Raw genomic sequence first — 16612 nt, 5'->3', positions numbered from 1 at the left:
AGGGGGTAGCGACTGTTTAGCAAAAACACAGGGCTCTGCTAAGTCGGCTTCAAGACGACGTATAGGGCCTGACGCCTGCCCGGTGCCTGAAGGTTAAGTGGAGGGGTGCAAGCTCTGAAATGAAGCCCAGGTAAACGGCGGCCGTAACTATAACGGTCCTAAGGTAGCGAAATTCCTTGTCGGGTAAGTTCCGACCTGCACGAATGGCGTAACGACTTCCCCACTGTCTCCAGGACATGCTCAGCGAAATTGAATTCCCCGTGAAGATGCGGGGTTCCCGCGGTTAGACGGAAAGACCCCGTGCACCTTTACTGCAGCTTCAGAGTGGCATTAGGAAGAAACTGTGTAGCATAGGTGGGAGGCTATGAAGCGTTGGCGCCAGCTGACGTGGAGCCATAGGTGAAATACCACCCTGTTTGTTTCTGATGTCTAACCTCGATCCATGAAACTGGATCAGGGACCCTCTGTGGCGGGTAGTTTGACTGGGGCGGTCGCCTCCTAAAGAGTAACGGAGGCGCGCAATGGTGGGCTCAGGACGGTTGGAAACCGTCTGTTAGAGTGCAATGGCATAAGCCCGCCTGACTGCGAGACTGACAAGTCGAGCAGAGACGAAAGTCGGTCATAGTGATCCGGTGGTCCCTCGTGGAAGGGCCATCGCTCAACGGATAAAAGGTACGCCGGGGATAACAGGCTGATAACCCCCAAGAGCTCATATCGACGGGGTTGTTTGGCACCTCGATGTCGGCTCATCACATCCTGGGGCTGGAGCAGGTCCCAAGGGTTTGGCTGTTCGCCAATTAAAGTGGTACGTGAGCTGGGTTCAGAACGTCGCGAGACAGTTTGGTCCCTATCTGCCGTGGGCGTCGAAATTTGAGAGGAGTTGACCCTAGTACGAGAGGACCGGGTTGAACATACCTCTGGTGTACCTGTCGTTCTGCCAAGAGCGCAGCAGGGTAGCTATGTATGGACGGGATAACCGCTGAAAGCATCTAAGCGGGAAGCCTCCCTCGAGATAAGATTTCATAGAGCCGTCAGAGACCATGACGTTGATAGATCGGATGTAGAAGTGGAGTAATCCATGGAGCTAACCGATACTAATTGCTCTATTCGCGCTTGAGAGTCCCACCATCAATGACAATCCTGGGTAAACCAGCACGTCACCGATGGCGGATGATCAAATGCAACGCCTGATTGAACAAACTACATCATCACATAGGTATGCACGGACATCGATTTTGGGAGCCCAGCGCAAGCTGGGCCCCCCGAAAGAACCCGAACTTTTTGCTGTTCACCGGCTCCATTGCTTGGTGGCTATAGCGTCAGTGCCCCACCCGATCCCATCCCGAACTCGGCCGTGAAACCTGACTGCGCCGATGGTACTATCGCTTAAGCGATGGAAGAGTAGGTCGTCGCCAGGCATTGAAGCCGGTGAACACAAAACGTTCGTGTCTCTCATGAGAACCCATTTACATGTCATCTAAAACCCACTCGCGCTCGCGAGCAAAACATACAAAATCCCTGTCGCGGGGTGGAGCAGCCCGGTAGCTCGTCAGGCTCATAACCTGAAGGTCACAGGTTCAAATCCTGTCCCCGCAACCATACCCCGACGTACCAAACCGTCTCGGCATAGCCTGAGGCGGCTTTTTTGTGCCTGCTTTCCGTGGCTTGCCGCCAATCCGTCGCCGCTTGCTGCGCGCGCTTGGCCGCGTTTTTGGCCTATGATGTCGAGTTCCATTTGGGGGTATTTCGGGCGGCACGTCATAGCGCATGCCAGTCTCAGGAGCAGCCAATCGTTGCGGCAGGCGGCGGCATGGTTGATGCTGTGGATCACGCAGATTGCGATCGTCCTCTCGACCATGGCAGGCGTGATGTTCGGCGGCCATTATGCTGTGCTCGCCCATGTCGCGCATCAGGCGGTTCAGCAGTACCATCGGATTACCGCGCGCGAGATGCTCGGCGGCTTCGCCATGGCCGGACCACGCCAAGGCGCTGAACATGATTTTTGATTTCTGTGGGCTCCCCTGGTGCGGATCGCCTCTCAGGCATTTGGTCGCCGCGGCTCGCGCGGACGCGCGGTGATGCAGCACTATCGGGTGCGGTGTCGGCGATCACCGCTGCGATCGCGGGCGCACTGCGCAACCGCGCGGTCGGGTCCGCGCTCCACACCACTTTTCCGCGTCACACAGCCGGTTGCGATCGGTCCGTTGCGCCAATCGCGACAACCATCGACGGCGAAGGCGATTGCTACCGCCCCGATTCTCGCCGTGTTCGGGCTAGGGCTCAAGATTTTCGCGATCGTTGCTGACGTGTCGGCTGCCGGAATTCCCCCTCACAATACCGCGATGGTGGTCCGAGCGCAGCCGCGATTATTTCGGCGGAAAGCGATAGTCGGTCTGGCATCTCCTACACCTTCTCGTCGGTCCGATCGATCAGGATTCGCGTACGGTGTCGAGGACACGCTCGCCCTTTGGCAACGTAAGCCGTACCAGGACCGGCATCGCGAGCAATACCAAGGGGTATTGCAAGATCAGACCGGCGATGATCGCAATCGCGAGCGGTTGCTGGATCCCCGAGCCCTGACCGATAGCCAGCGCAAGTGGCAGCAGCGTGAAGATCGCCGCGAGTGTCGTCATCGTGATCGGGCGCAGACGGTTGCGGCTCGCCTCGCGCGTCGCCGCCGCGGGCGGCATGGTCCGCGCCAGCTCTTCGAATTCCGAGACGTAGAAGATCGCCATCTCGGTGCCGATGCCGATGATCATCGTCATTCCCATCAGCGCCGTGATGTTGAGATCGACCCCCGCCGCCCACAGCGCGGTGAACACAGCGGTGGTCGACAGCAGCGAACAGCCGATGATGATCACCGGCAACCAGAAGCGGCGATAGAGGATCAGCAGCAAGACCAGCTCTGCCACCAGCGCCGCCCCGAACACCTTGATCAACCCGGCAAAAGCGATCTGTTGCTGCTGGTAGAGGCCGCCCAGTTCATACCGCACGCCGGGGCCGAGAACGCTTGGCCGGTCGAGCGCCGCCCGCACGTCGCCGACCGCAGCACCGATCCCGCGGCCTTGGATCCGCCCGGTCACCGCGATCATCGGTTCGAGATTTTCGCGGCTGATCTGCGGCTGTCCGGTCACCGCCTCGATCGTGGCGACGCGCGACAGCGCGAAGACGTGTCCGTCGCTCGCGCGGATCGGCAATTGGGCGAGCCCGGCTTCGCTGAGCGTCAGTGCGTTGGGCAAGCGCACCCGCACGTCGACCGCCTTGCTCGGCTGGGCGAGCGTGGTTGCAATGCTCCCGGTCAGCGCGGCGCTCAACTGCGCCTCGATATCGGCGGGAGCGACACCCTCGATCCCTGCGCGAACCGGATCCACATGGACGTCGAGCGCATCGCCCGCGAGCTGTACCCCATCCTTCACCTCGACCACGCCGTCGATCTTGCCGATCAGCGCAGCGACCTTGCGCGCCTCGCCCTGCAGGACCGAAGGGTCGGCGGCATAGAGCTTCACCTCGATCGGCTGCGGCACTGCGGTCAAGTCGCCGATCAGATCCTCGATCAGCTGCGCGACTTCGACCTGGACGCCGGGTACCTCCGCGGTGATCCGCTCCGCCACCGCCGCCGCGATCTCCTCGGTCGGGGCGGCATGACCGGGCTTGAGCCGCACGAAATAGTCGCCGTGATAGCTCTGCCCGAGATCGCCGCCGAGCCCGGAGCCGAGCCGGCGCGAGAAGGTCAGTACGGCCGGGTTGGCCTTCAACATCGCGTCGATCTGCCCGACCTGCCGCCCCGTTTCATCGAGCGACGTGCCGGGCGCAGTGTAATAGTCCATCACGAACCCGCCTTCGTCGACCTTGGGCATGAAGCCGCTCGGCACGTTTTCGTAGCTGACATAGCCGATCGCCAGCAAGGGAACCGCGGCGATGGCGAGCAGCCAGGGGCGTGCCGACAGGCGGTCGAGAATGCCGTCGTGGAGCCGCGCCATACGCCCGACTCCGGGCGCGCCGGGGTCATGCCATGCGCTGAAATCGACCAGCCAGCGAACCAGCACCGGCACGACGAACGCGGTCATCGCCCAGGAGATCGCAAGCGCCGCCGCCATCGTCAGCGACAGTGCCTTGGAGAAGGCGCCGGTCACCCCGGTGAGGAACGACAGCGGCACGAACACGATCAGCGTCGCAAGACTCGATCCGGTGAGCGGCGCGAGGAACTCGCGCGCCGCCGGGATCACCGCGGCGTCCCCGGCGGGTCGGCCGTCCGCGCCGATCGCGCCGGCGCGGCGTGCGATATGCTCGACCATCACGATGACGTCGTCGATCAGCAGCCCGACCGCCGCGGCGATCCCGCCGAGCGTCATGATGTTGAAGCTCATCCCCAGCATGCTGAGGACGAGCACCGTTGCCGCAAGCGTCGCGGGCACGACGATGACCGCGACCAGCGTCACCCGCCAGCTGCGCAGAAAGCCCAACAGCACCACCGCTGCGAGCACGAGCCCGATCAGCACTGCGTCGCGCACACTGGCGACCGATTGCGTGACGAGCTCGCTCTGATCGTACCAGCAGACCAGCTTGACGCCGGGCGGGAGCGCGAGCGTGGCGAGCCTCTGCTGCACGCCCTGCGCGATCCGCACCGCATTGCCGTCGGGCTGTTCGTAGATGTTGAACAGCACCGCGGGCGTGCCATCCTCGACGATGCGCTGCCACACCGGGACGGCACCATTCTGCACGGTCGCTACGTCGTGAACGCGGACGACGCCCTGCGGATCGGCAGAGACGATGATTGCACCGATCTGCGCCGCGGTCGTCACGCTGCGATCGGCGATGACGAGCGACAGGCGCCCGCGATCCTGCACCTGTCCGACCGCGCTCAGCACATTGCCGTTGCGGATCGCGGTGGTGAGGTCGGCCATCGACAGAGCGTGATCGGCGAGCCGGTGCGGATCGGCGAGCACTTGCACCTCGGCTGTGTCGCCCCCCTGCACCCCGACGCGCGCGAGCCCTGGAACCGAGGAAAGCAACGGCGTGATCTGATATTTTGCGATATCCTGCAGCGCGACCGGATCGGCGGCGGTCGAGACGAGCGCGTAGGAAATGATCGGGAACACCGTCGGGTCCATCCGCCGGACGGTGTATTGGGTGCCACTCGGAAGCGACGCGATCGTCCGCGCGATCGCCGAATCGACCAGCAGCGTGCTCGCGACCATGTCGCGGCCCCAGCCGAAATCGATCGAGATCTGCGCTGCCCCGCGGCTGGTCGCGGAACGGACGTCCTGCACACCGGGGATCGCGCGGAGCGCTTCCTCGACCGGGCGGGTGACGGTCAGCGCGGTCTGATCGGCGGGGCGGCTGCCGGCATCGAGATCGACGACGACGCGCGGGAAGGACACTTGCGGAAACAGTCCGATCGGCAACGACAGCGCGGCGACGAGCCCCGCCACTGCCAGCGCGATGGCGATCAGGACGAAGGCGCGCGATTGCTCGCGCAGCAACCGCTCGAGCATCAGCGCGTCCACCGCACGGCGGCACCGTCGCTGACCTGATAGGCACCATCGACGATCAGGCGACGCCGGGGGTCGAGCGCCCCGCTGACGACATCGCCCGCATCAGAGGCGAGCGCCACCGTGACGGGGACGGCGACCGCCTTGCCGCCGCTGACCTGAAAGACGTGCGTCGGCCCGCCCGCGGTGACGACGGAGCGATGCGGCACCACCCAGCCGGCGACGTGCCCAGTGGCGATCGCGACCTGCATAGCTTCGCCCGGCAACAGGCTTCCGACCGGAAACGCAACGTCGACGTCGACCAGCCGGGTCTTGGCATTGAGCGCATTGCTGACCCGTAGCACGCGTCCGGTCAGCGACGTTCCGCCCGACAGCCGGAAGAGCGACGCGGATTGCCCGACCGCGACGCGACCGCGCTCGGCAGGGTCGACGCCGGCGGTCACGATGATACCCGTTCCCTTGGCGACCGTCAGGATCGGGGCGCCCGCTTGCGTCCGGTCACCCTGGGCGACGCTCACGGTGGTGACGACGCCGTCGAACGGGGCGGTCAGCGTCTGTTCGCCGTTCCCCGCGCCATCCGCCTGCAACGCCGCAAGCGCGGTCTGCGCGTCGGACACCGCCTTTTCCGCCTGGACCAACTGATCCTGCGTCGCGAGCTGTTGCGACAACAGCTGCGCGGTGGTCGTGCGTTGCTTGCGTGCCGCGCTCAGCGCATCGACCGCCTGGCGGTACAGGCTCCGCGACGCGGGCGCGGTGGCGAAGCTGGCGAGCGGCTGCCCGCGCCGGACCGCCGTGCCGGGGGCGACCATCAGGCGCGTGATCTGGCCCGGCTGCGCTTCGTTGAAGCTACGCGTTCCGTTGAGCGCGGGCGCAACGGTGCCATAGCCGGTGACCGTTTGGGGCAAGGATCCCTGGATCGGAGCGACTGTGGAGACGAGCGCGCTCGGTACTGCGGTTTGTGCGGAATCTGGGGTGCCCCCCGCACCGCAGCCCGACAGCGCCAGCGCGATCGACAGACCGAGCGGCACCCTCATCGCGACACCGCACGGGCGTCGTCGGCGCGCCAATCCACGGTCGGCAGGCCATCGCCGACAAGCGTCTGGATCGCGACCTGTCGGTCGAGCAATCCCAGTTCCAGCGTCATGATCTCCTGTTCCTTGGCAAAGCGGTTGTAGACGAGGTCGACATAGCCCCGCTCGTCGATGTTGGAGGCGCCGAACGCGGCCTGCGCGCGGTCGGCGGCGGACCGCGCCGCGGGTAGGTCGCGGCGCGCGACCGCGAGCTGCGCGGACAGTTGCTCCATCTCACGCAGCAACGCACCGACCGTGCCGACCGCCGTCGCAAGGCGCGCAGCATAGTCGGCCTGGAGCTGCGCACGAGTCGCGCGCGTGATCGCGACATTGCCTTGGTTGCGGTCGAAGATCGGCAGGCCGATCGCGACATTGGGGCCGCTGTTGATGACCTTCGAGCTGTCGCTGCTGACGCTGCCGCCGAGAACGACGTCGGGGAATTGCGCTATGATGGCTTGGCGCAGCTGTTCGTCGGCGGCGGCATAGCCCATCCGCAGCGCGAGCAGATCGGGGCGGCGGTCGGGCAACGTCGCGAGCTCGGCGCGGATCGCGGCGGGGTCGAACCGCGGCAGATCGATCTGCGTCGCGAGCGGGACGACGACGTCCGGCGCGAGCCCGAGCAATGCGTCGAGCTGATGCATCAACGCCAATTGTCGCTGATCGAGCGCATCGAGCGCGGTCCGCGCGGCCTGCAGCGCGACCCGGTCGGGCGCGACCGTCACCAGCGTGACGTTGCGCGCGGCCAGTGCCTGTTCGAGCTTGGCGTTGCGCGCGGCCAGCAACCGATAGGCCGCGACATAGCTTTGCCGACTGGCTGCGCCGAGGATCAGGTCGCCTGCGACTTGCCGCGCCTGCCCCGCGACTTGCCATTCCTGCCAGACGATATCCGCGGCGACCTGGCGTTCGCTGTCGACAGCGGCGCGGCGGCGCGTGCGGTAGGTGAGCAGCGCCTTGATGTCCTGGCTGAGGCCGATGTTCCACGCGGGCACCGCCCCGCCACCCGACAGCAGCGGGAGGAAGGCGCCGGTCAGCGACGGATTGGGCAGGACACCGGCCTGCCGCGTCTGGCCCGCGGCGATCGCGCGCCGCAGCCGTGCCGCCTTGAGGTCGGGGTTGTTGGCGAGGGCGAGGTCGACCACTTGCGCAACCGACAGCGGTTCTGTCGCGACGATCGTTTCCGCCCGCGCCAACGATCGCACGTCGGCCGCCAGCGGTGGCGCGGTCGCCAGCGGGAGCGGGGTGTAGCGCGCGCACCCGGTCACGCCGCTCAGTGCGGCGAGCGCAGCCATAGCGCGGCGCGGAAGGGTACGTCTCAACGCGGTCAACTCCGGAAGCCGAGCCACGGAAAGAACGCGCGGCCGTCGTGCGATATGGCATAGGCGGATGATGATCCGGATGTTGTTTATTCCCAACTTGCGCGCGACGCGGGACGTCCGGCTAGGCGATCGTGCTACGCAGCCGGTGGAGGTGATGCGGTGAACCTGCTGCTGCTCGAGGATGACGAAGCGACCCGCACCCATCTGGAGCGCACATTGGTTGCGGCAGGGCATGTCGTCGACGCTTGCAGCAACGGTAGCGACGCGGTCGTCCTCGGGTCCACCAACGATTATGCTGTCCTCATCCTCGATCGCATGGTGCCCGGAGTCGATGGGCTTGGCGTGCTCAAGGCGCTTCGCGCGGCCGGTGTTCGCGCCCCCGCGATCTTCCTCACCGCGATCGACGGAGTCCATGACCGCGTCGAGGGGCTCGACGCGGGCGCCGACGATTATCTGGTCAAGCCGTTCGCCGCGATCGAGTTTCTCGCGCGGGTCAACGCCTTGTTGCGCCGCCAGCCGGCTCGAGACGTGGCGACCGTGCTGCGCGTCGCCGATCTCGAAATCGATCTGATCAAGCGCAGCGTGCGGCGTGGCGGCCGGGCGATCCCGTTGCAGGCGCAGGAGTTCAAGCTGCTCGAATATCTGATGCGGCACGCAGGCGAGATCGTCACAAGGACGATGCTGCTCGAAAATGTGTGGTCGTTCCATTTCGACCCGCAGACCAATATCATCGAAAGCCACATGAGTCGCTTGCGCTCGAAAGTCGATCGCGGCTTCGATCAGGAACTGATCCATACGGTGCGCGGCGCGGGCTATCGGTGCGATGGCCTGGCTTAGCGGTTTCCGGAGCGGCGCGTTCCGCTTTGCCTGCCTGCTCGCGCTTGCGTTCGCGGCAGGCTCCGCGCTCGTCTTGGTCGTGGTCGAGCGGTCCATCGCGCATTATGCGGTCGATGCCACCGAAGGCGGCTTGACCAGCGAGGCCGCGATCCTTGCGGGCGAGGACCGGGAAGAAGGGCGAATAAGCCTGCTCGGGGCGATCGCCCGGCATCGGCGCGCGAGCGGCGCGGAAGCGTTCCGGTACCAGGTGATCGACCGCGCCGGACGCCTGCTGGTCGACGATATCGGCGCGCCGACGGTCAGGCTCGGCTGGGGGCAGGTCGCGGTGCACGACGACCCGCAGGACCCCGCCGCCGAGACCTTGCGGAGCCTCGGGGTTGCCCTCCCCAACGGCGGGACGCTGGTCGTCGCCACCGACACTTACGACATCCAGGAGTTGCGGCGTGCGCTCGACCGCTTCCTGGTCGTCGCGGGAGCGGTCATCACCGTGCTTGCGCTGGTCGGTGGCTATCTCATCGGCGCGCTGTTCATGCGCCGCCTCGACCGCGTGAACGCTGCGATCGCGCGGGTGATGGCGGGCAATACGGCCGAACGTCTGCCGCCGATCGGTATCAGCCGCGAATTCGACCAGCTCTCGGCGAACCTCAACGCGATGCTAGACCGGATCGGCGCGCTGATGGACGGCCTGCGCCAAGTCACCACCGACATCGCACACGATCTGCGCACTCCGCTCGGGCGGCTTCGCCAGCAGCTCGAGCAAACGCGCGATGCGCGTGACCCGGAGCGGTTCGACGCCAGCATCGACACCGCCATCGCGCAGACCGACGAGATTCTCGCGATCTTCCGGGCGTTGTTGCGGATCGGGACGCTCGAGGGGGGCGACGGGCGTCAATATTTCGCTCCGCTCGATTTGAGCGAACTGGTCGGGCGAGTGATCGCCGCGTATCAGCCCGTTGCCGAGGACGATGGGAAAACCTTGATCGCGGCGCATGCCGACGGCCTGCTGATCGAGGGCGATGCCGAATTGCTGGCGCAGATGATGACCAATCTGGTCGACAATGCGATCCGCCATACGCCGGCCGGAAGCACCATCGTCAGCCGGCTAGAGCGGATCGACGGCGCGATTGTCGCGAGCGTCAGCGATGACGGACCTGGCATTCCGCCGCATGAACGCGACGCCGTGCTGACTCGCTTCTACCGCCTCGACCGCAGCCGAAACTTGCCGGGCGCAGGGCTCGGCATGGCGCTGGCCGCGGCGATCGCGGCGCTCCATCGCGTCCGTCTCGAACTGCTCGACAATCGCCCCGGCTTGCGGGTTCGCCTGACCTTCGCGCGGCCCACACGCGTGGTCGAGACCGGGGTCGCAGCGCTGGATTAGCGATCCCTAACGTGACCGCGGTAGGGCGCTGGGGCAAAAGGCAGCCCTCATCTTCGTGGAGACCGCCATGCGCCGCCCTTCGCTTCTCGTCCTGCTCGCTGCAGCTGCCGCCACGCCGTCCGGTCTCGCGGCGACGCCCGCGCCGATCTATGCCGTCACCCAATCGATCGCTGGGCCCGACGGATCGTGGGACTATGCCCGCACCGACGACGACGGCACTTTCGTGTATGTCGCGCGCAGCAACGCGGTCACGGTGCTGGAAGTGGCGACCGGCAAGGTCACTTCGCTCGGCAGCGTGCAGCGCGGTCATGCAGTCGTGCCGCTGTCCGGCGGCAAGCTGCTGGTGACGAGCGGGACCGATGGCACTGTGCGGTTGTACGATCTGCGGTCGGGTGCCGAAACCGCGAGCATCGCCGTCGGCAAGAAACCCGACGCTGCCATTCTCGATCCGCAGAAGACCCATGCCTATGTCATCAATGCCGATAGCGGCACCGTGTCGGTGATCGACCTCGCCACCAGCAAGGTGTCTCGCACGATCCCGGTCAAGCCCGCGCTCGAATATGCCGCGTTCGGCGCGGACGGGACGCTGTTCGTCAACAACGAGGAGGCGGACGAGATCGAAACGGTCGACGGCGCGCGCGGGGTCGCCGGCAAGGCGATCGCGCTGCCGGGCTGCAAGGCACCGACCGGGCTCGGCTATGACAGCGCGCACGACCGCCTGATCGCGTCATGCGCCAACGGCAAGGCCGCCATCGTCGACGCCCGTCGGCGGCAGCTGAGCGCGCTCGTCGATATCGGCGCGGGGCCCGACGCCGTGATTATGGACGAGGCGCGCGGGCTCGCGTTCATCCCGTGCGGGAAAGACGGGGTGCTCGACATCCTCTCGCTGAAAGGTGTCCGTGTGGAAGCCGTGGGCGTCGTGACGACCGAAGTCGGCGCGCGCACCGGCGCGCTCGATCCCAAAACGGGGGCGCTGTATCTGCCAACCGCGAAGTTCGGCGCGCCTGCAGCGGGGGGCGGACGTCCCGCGATGGTGCCGGGGTCCTTTCACATTCTGGTGGTCAAACCTGCGCGTTGAAGGTGCGGTTTTGCGATCGTCGAAACTTTGTTCAACGATCGTCGGCACAGCCACGCGCGCGGCAAAAACCGCGCGCGCCGAGGAGAAGGCGGCTTCCCATCTCATCAACGTCCAGTCCGCCGAGGACATCGTCAAATATCCCACGACGCAACGCGAATTCTACGACCAAAGCTACGAGGCGGGTGTTCGGTTCAAGTTCTGACGATCTCGCGCGTTTCTCCGATGGTGATGCATACCGGCGGCGCAGCGTCCTGTGGCGTGCGTAGTTTCCGACGCTGTTCCGTCGCAGCGGCCTGCCAGATAGCGCCATCGCGACACGGCGTGCGCTTCAGAATGGGTGAAGCAGTCCCCGCCCGGTCGACGCTTTCGAGGAGACGAATGATGGCCGGCACCGACTCACGCATCAAAGACGTCGGGCCACAGCCGCAGTCGTTCGACCTCGAACGCGCGACTAGGGACAATGCCGAGTATCGGTCCGTCGCGTGGAGCGGTCGCTATCTGCAGGTGACGTTGATGTCGATCCCGGTCGGTGGCGATGTCGGTCTCGAGGCGCATCCCGAGACCGATCAGTTCCTGCGCCTTGATGCCGGCCATGGGCGCGTGCAGATGGGTGCTGCCAAGGACGCGCTGAGCTTCGAGAAAGACGTTTCGGACGGCTGGTGCGTGCTCGTTCCGGCGGGGACGTGGCACAACATCACCAACACCGGCACGACGCCGATGCAACTCTATACCGTCTACGCCCCCGCGCATCACAGGCCAGATACCGTGCAGGCCACGGCAGCGGCGGCCAAGGCCGACCAGGGCGACGAACCGGCCGCCTGGTCGGTGCAACCAAAGCCTGCAGCCGACAAGCACGGTTGACGGGGGAGATGCGCAAGGTTCGGATCGACATGGCCGGGCAGCGCTATGCGCGGCTTCTGTGCGTGGATTTTTCGCACACCGATCGGCACGGCCATTGTCATTGGCTGTTCGCCTGTGATTGCGGCACCATGATCGTGGCCCATGGCGGCAACGTACGGGCAGGAAGCACCACGAGCTGTGGCTGCAGACACCGCGAGATCAGCGCCGCGCGGCTGCGCACGCATGGCGAGCGCGCTGACAAACGGCATGCGCCGACCTACCGCGCTTGGCAGGCGATGAAGAGCCTGTGCGACAATCCAAAGGTCAGCGGCTATCCGCAATGCGGCGGCCGAGGGATTGCGGTGGCTGCGCGGTGGAGAGACGATTTTCCCGCATTCCTGGCGGATATGGGCGAACGCCCGCTCGGAATGACGCTCAGGCGCGACGATGCCCAACGCGACTTCGGCCCGAACGCCTGTCATTGGGCAGTGGTGCCGACGCGCGCTGAGCGGACTGCGCGCTCGTGGAGCCATCGCCACGCCGAGGTGTAAGGCGGATCATCGGCGCGCGCCGGGGCATCGCACGGACTGACGTCGTGGCGACCCTATGCGGTATCGAGGGCGGCGATGATGGGGCAATCCGGCCGCCCGTCACCATGGCATCGTTCGGCGAGATCGAGCAGCGTATTTCGCATCGCCTCCAGTGCAAGGGCCTTGCGGTGGAGGTCGTCGGCGCGCGCCAAAGCGAGGCGCTTGACGTCGATGCTCTGGCGGTCGCGATCGTTCCACAATCCCAGCAGCGAGCGGATGTCCTCGATCGGGAAGCCCAGATCGCGCGCGTTCGCGATGAAGCGGAGGCGGTGCACATCGGCATCGGCATAATCGCGATACCCGCTGTCGCGGCGGAGAGGCGCCGGGATCAGGCCGATCGTCTCATAATGGCGGATCATCCGCTGCGAGACGCCGCTCGCCTGCGATGCTGGCCCGATTTTCACAGCTTGGCCCGGTTCAATCGCAACGCGTTGGTCACCACGGTGAAGCTCGACAGCGCCATTGCCGCGCCCGCGATCATCGGTGACAGCAGCAAACCCGTGACGGGATAGAGCACGCCGGCTGCTATCGGGACTCCGATGCCGTTGAACACGAACGAGAAGAACAGGTTCTGGCGGATGTTGCGCATCGTCGCGCGGGCCAGACGGCGCGCGCGCACCATCGCCGCCAGATCGCCCTTGGTCAGCGTCATGCCCGCGCTCTCGATCGCGACGTCGGTGCCGGTGCCCATTGCCACACCCACGTCTGCCGCGGCGAGCGCGGGCGCATCGTTGATGCCGTCGCCCGCCATCGCGACCTTGGCACCCTTTGCCTGGAGCTCGCCGATGATCCGCGCCTTGTCTTCGGGTTTTAGCCCGGCATGGACCTCGTCGATCCCGCCGATTGCCGTGGAAACGGCTTGCGCGGTTGCCTCGGCATCGCCGGTGAGCATGACGATCCGCAACCCTTCCGCCTTGAGAGCGGCAATGGCGTCGCGCGCGGAGTCCCGAATGGGATCGGCGACCGCGATCAATCCGGCCGGCTTGCCCGCGATTGCGACGAGCATCACGCCCGCGCCGTCACGGCGATAGCGTTCCGCTGCTTCCGCGAGCGACCCCGCATCGACCCCGATCCGGTGCATCTGCGCCGCATTGCCCACCACGACCGCCTTGCCATCGACATGACCGCTGACACCCAATCCGGTCTGCGATGCAAACTGCGCAAGCGACCCGAGCTTCAGTTTTGCGTCCTGCGCGGCGCGCAGGATGGCAGCGGCCAGCGGATGCTCCGACTGGCCCTCCACGGCCGCCGCCGCCGCGAGCACCGTATCGCGATCGAAGCCGTCACCAGGCTCGATCGCGGTCACCTTCGGGCGGCCCTCGGTCAGCGTGCCGGTCTTGTCGATCACCAGCGTGTCGACGACGGCCATCATCTGAAGCGCCTCGGCATCCTTGATCAACACGCCGCCGCGCGCACCACGCCCGGTGCCGACCATGATCGACATCGGCGTCGCGAGCCCTAACGCACACGGGCAGGCGATGATCAGCACCGCGATGGCGTTGAGCAACGCGTGACCGAAGCGCGGCTCCGGCCCCACCATATTCCAGACGACGAAGGTAAGGATCGCGATCCCCACCACCAGCGGCACGAACCAGCCCGACACACGGTCGGCGATCGCTTGGATGGGTGCGCGGCTGCGCTGCGCCTCGGCGACCATCTTGACGATCCGCGCCAACACCGTGTCGGCGCCGACGGCACGCGCCTCGATCGCCAGCGAGCCGGTGCCGTTGATCGTCCCGCCGGTGACGGAAGAGCCCTTCTGCTTGAGCACCGCTGCCGGTTCGCCGGTCAGCATCGCTTCGTCGACCGACGACCGGCCATCGACCACGATGCCATCAACCGGCACTGCCTCGCCGGGCCGCACCCGCAGCGTATCGCCGGTGGCGACGTCGGAGAGGGGGATTTCTTCCTCGCTGCCGTCCTCGCGCAATCGCCGTGCTGTCTTCGGCGCGAGATCCATCAACGCGCGGATGGCTCGACCCGTCGCCGCGCGCGCGCGCAGTTCGAGGACCTGCCCGAGCAGCACCAGCGTCACGACGACGCCAGCCGCCTCGTAATAGACCGGAATGACCTTGTGCATGCGGAACGAGGGCGGGAACACGCCGGGCGCGATCGTCGCGACGAGACTATAGCTGAATGCCGCGCCGACGCCGAGCGACACCAACGTAAACATGTTGAGGTGTCGCGTGCGGATCGACGTCCATCCGCGCTGAAAGAACGGCGCACCCGCCCACAGGACGATCGGTGCGGTGAGCGCGAGCTGGATCCACGGCGAATATGTCGGCGGCACGACCGTGATGCCGAGCATCTCGGCCACCATCGAAATCGCAAGCAACGGAACGCTCAATGCCCCGGCCATCCAGGCTCGTCGGGTAAAATCGGTGAGTTCAGGGTTTGGCCCCGTATCGAGCGTCGGATCTTCGGGCTCGAGCGCCATGCCGCAGAGGGGGCACGTTCCCGGACCGTCGTTCCGGATCTGGGGATGCATGGGGCATGTCCATACTCCACCGGGGCCCGCTTTGGGCGCGGGTACGGGTTTGCCGGCGCGGTAGGTCTCGGGGGCTGCGATAAATTTGCTCCGGCAGCGCGCACTGCAAAAGGAATAGCGGTGACCTTCATGGTCGGCGTGATGTGCGGTCTTTGTCGCGTCCACGGTCATGCCGCAGACGGGATCGGTCACCATCCCGTCCGCTCGAGGACTGTCGGCATCGAGGCCGTGCACGGGAACATCGCTGGTCATCTGGGTCTCCATGCGAACCCAGATAGGGTCTGACACCGTGTCAGGGTCAAGCCCGGAGCCGGTCTGGTTCATAACGCACAACGCGCCGGCCATCACTTCGGCCTTTGAACGCGGCAGCGTGCGTTGGCGCCCGGGGCAACCGCTGCGCCGCCGCCGTCACGATGCTCGAGCGGAGCGGCGACTCCGAGCGATGCCGACCGAATGCCGGCACCGCACCAGAAAGCGTACGGGGTTCCGCGCAGAAATGCCTATGGTCGATCACCGCCGCCCGTCGCGCGTGCCGACGCAGGGACGTAGCTTGGCGCATTCACGCAAAGGAGCATTCGTTCGATGACAGCTCGGGATATACCGATCATCTGCGTCGGCGGATCGGCGGGTGGCCTTGATGCGTACAAGCGCTTGCTCGACAATCTACCGAGTGATCTCGGGGCGGCGATCGTGATCGTGAACCATTTGCGAACCGTCTCGACCCTGCTCCACGAAATCCTCCCGCGGCATACCGCGATGCCGGTCGAGCTCATTACCGAAGGGCTCGATATCCGACCGAACCACGTCTTCATCATTCCCGCGCAACGCGACCTGCACGTGCTCGACGGGGCATTTCGCCTCACGGCGATCTCCAAACCGCGGGGATGGCCGGACGTCATCACCGTCTTCCTGCAATCGCTGACGCAATATTGGCATGGCCGGCTCATCGCGGTGATCGTGTCGGGCTATGACGGCGACGGTGCGGACGCGCTGTGCGGGATTCGCGCGTGCGGCGGGGTCACGATCGCCCAATTGCCGGCATCGGCGATTCAGGCGGACATGCCCGACAGCGCCATTGCCAGTGGCTGTGTCGATTTTATCCTAGGTCCCGAAGATATCGCCGCCAAAATTGCGGAAATCCTCGGATCGGATAGCGAGTAGGCGTCCGTCCGCTCGAGTTGGTTGTTCCGTGCGTAGTTTCCGATCCTTGGGCGGCCGTGTTCGTCACCATAGCGTCTGGTCCGAGGACCGCTCCACCCCGCCGCGGTCGGCCGGAAAGACCAGCGCCATGTCAATCGAAACCAGAGCGTTTTTGCGCGACCGGGCACGCACCGAAGACCTGATCGCGGCGGCGACCGACTGTGGCCCCGCCGCATGGTCGCACGCCCATCTCGCGCGCCTCTACCGTGCGCGGTGTATCGACACGGTGGGCGAGGCCGCGGCGTGCTGCGATTGCGATATGCAGGCGGACTGCCGGACCCTGATATCGGCCGGGTAGCGCGGTGCAGCGGCGCTATGCTCCG

At 65.8% G+C, this 16612-nt stretch carries 14 protein-coding genes, 1 tRNA gene and 2 rRNA genes (1 of these 17 cut by a window edge); 12 read left to right on the top strand and 5 right to left on the bottom strand.

Annotated features, from left to right (window positions below):
• From E2E30_RS14350 to E2E30_RS14335, 4 genes are all read left to right on the top strand, one after another.
• Positions 1–1118 (top strand): 23S ribosomal RNA (locus E2E30_RS14350) (it extends 1678 nt beyond the left edge of the window).
• Between the two features lie 185 nt (positions 1119–1303).
• A 5S ribosomal RNA gene (gene rrf / locus E2E30_RS14345) occupies positions 1304–1418 on the top strand.
• A 104-nt stretch (positions 1419–1522) separates the two neighbouring features.
• Positions 1523–1599: transfer RNA gene (locus tag E2E30_RS14340), tRNA-Met, on the top strand.
• Between the two features lie 218 nt (positions 1600–1817).
• Positions 1818–2006 carry a hypothetical protein gene (locus tag E2E30_RS14335; RefSeq protein ID WP_133190896.1) on the top strand — a complete coding sequence of 63 codons (189 nt, stop codon included), beginning with the start codon at positions 1818–1820 and terminating at the stop codon, positions 2004–2006.
• A 423-nt stretch (positions 2007–2429) separates the two neighbouring features.
• Here E2E30_RS14335 and E2E30_RS14330 read toward each other — a convergent pair whose 3' ends face one another.
• The 3 genes from E2E30_RS14330 to E2E30_RS14320 are packed head-to-tail and all read right to left on the bottom strand — an operon-like array spanning position 2430 to position 7851.
• Complete coding sequence (locus E2E30_RS14330; RefSeq protein ID WP_133190894.1) at positions 2430–5495, bottom strand: efflux RND transporter permease subunit; 3066 nt, start codon at positions 5493–5495, stop codon at positions 2430–2432.
• Positions 5495–6526: an efflux RND transporter periplasmic adaptor subunit gene (locus E2E30_RS14325; RefSeq protein ID WP_133190892.1), complete on the bottom strand. Its 1032-nt coding sequence runs from the start codon at positions 6524–6526 to the stop codon at positions 5495–5497. Before E2E30_RS14325 ends, E2E30_RS14330 begins: the two co-directional genes overlap by 1 nt.
• On the bottom strand, positions 6523–7851 hold the full coding sequence (locus E2E30_RS14320; protein WP_133190890.1) for a TolC family protein: 1329 nt from the start codon (positions 7849–7851) through the stop codon (positions 6523–6525). The genes E2E30_RS14325 and E2E30_RS14320 overlap by 4 nt, the downstream gene beginning before the upstream one ends.
• Positions 7852–8037: 186 nt before the next feature.
• On the opposite strand from E2E30_RS14320, the gene E2E30_RS14315 reads away from it, so the two are divergent.
• The 6 genes from E2E30_RS14315 (at position 8038) to E2E30_RS14290 (ending at position 12562) form a co-directional block, all read left to right on the top strand.
• Entirely contained in the window at positions 8038–8715 is a 678-nt protein-coding gene (locus E2E30_RS14315; protein ID WP_133190888.1) for a winged helix-turn-helix domain-containing protein, read from the top strand.
• Positions 8702–10093, top strand: a complete 1392-nt coding sequence (locus E2E30_RS14310; protein WP_133190886.1) for a sensor histidine kinase — start codon at positions 8702–8704, stop codon at positions 10091–10093. The genes E2E30_RS14315 and E2E30_RS14310 overlap by 14 nt, the downstream gene beginning before the upstream one ends.
• 67 nt (positions 10094–10160) lie before the next feature.
• Complete coding sequence (locus tag E2E30_RS14305; RefSeq protein WP_133190884.1) at positions 10161–11171, top strand: YncE family protein; 1011 nt, start codon at positions 10161–10163, stop codon at positions 11169–11171.
• 10 nt (positions 11172–11181) lie between these two features.
• Entirely contained in the window at positions 11182–11373 is a 192-nt protein-coding gene (locus E2E30_RS14300; protein ID WP_133190882.1) for a hypothetical protein, read from the top strand.
• 179 nt (positions 11374–11552) lie between these two features.
• The gene (locus E2E30_RS14295) at positions 11553–12032 is read left to right on the top strand and encodes a cupin domain-containing protein (RefSeq protein ID WP_133190880.1); all 480 of its coding nucleotides are present in this window, start codon (positions 11553–11555) and stop codon (positions 12030–12032) included.
• A gap of 8 nt (positions 12033–12040) precedes the next feature.
• The gene (locus E2E30_RS14290; protein ID WP_133190878.1) at positions 12041–12562 is read left to right on the top strand and encodes a hypothetical protein; all 522 of its coding nucleotides are present in this window, start codon (positions 12041–12043) and stop codon (positions 12560–12562) included.
• 53 nt (positions 12563–12615) lie between these two features.
• Here the strand turns inward: E2E30_RS14290 and cueR are convergent, their stop codons facing one another.
• The gene (cueR, locus tag E2E30_RS14285; RefSeq protein WP_133190876.1) at positions 12616–13005 is read right to left on the bottom strand and encodes a Cu(I)-responsive transcriptional regulator; all 390 of its coding nucleotides are present in this window, start codon (positions 13003–13005) and stop codon (positions 12616–12618) included.
• Positions 13002–15284 carry a heavy metal translocating P-type ATPase gene (locus E2E30_RS14280; protein ID WP_133192114.1) on the bottom strand — a complete coding sequence of 761 codons (2283 nt, stop codon included), beginning with the start codon at positions 15282–15284 and terminating at the stop codon, positions 13002–13004. The genes cueR and E2E30_RS14280 overlap by 4 nt, the downstream gene beginning before the upstream one ends.
• Positions 15285–15671: 387 nt before the next feature.
• Between E2E30_RS14280 and E2E30_RS14275 the strand changes: the two genes are divergently transcribed.
• Entirely contained in the window at positions 15672–16250 is a 579-nt protein-coding gene (locus E2E30_RS14275; RefSeq protein WP_133190874.1) for a chemotaxis protein CheB, read from the top strand.
• Between the two features lie 127 nt (positions 16251–16377).
• Positions 16378–16587 carry a hypothetical protein gene (locus E2E30_RS14270; protein WP_133190872.1) on the top strand — a complete coding sequence of 70 codons (210 nt, stop codon included), beginning with the start codon at positions 16378–16380 and terminating at the stop codon, positions 16585–16587.
• The last annotated feature ends 25 nt before the right edge of the window (positions 16588–16612 follow it).

The organism is Sphingomonas sp. AAP5, from assembly GCF_004354345.1.
Lineage (GTDB): Bacteria > Pseudomonadota > Alphaproteobacteria > Sphingomonadales > Sphingomonadaceae > Sphingomonas > Sphingomonas glacialis.
The sequence above is the reverse complement of the archived record's forward strand: the minus strand, read 5'-3'. Positions and strand labels throughout refer to the sequence as shown.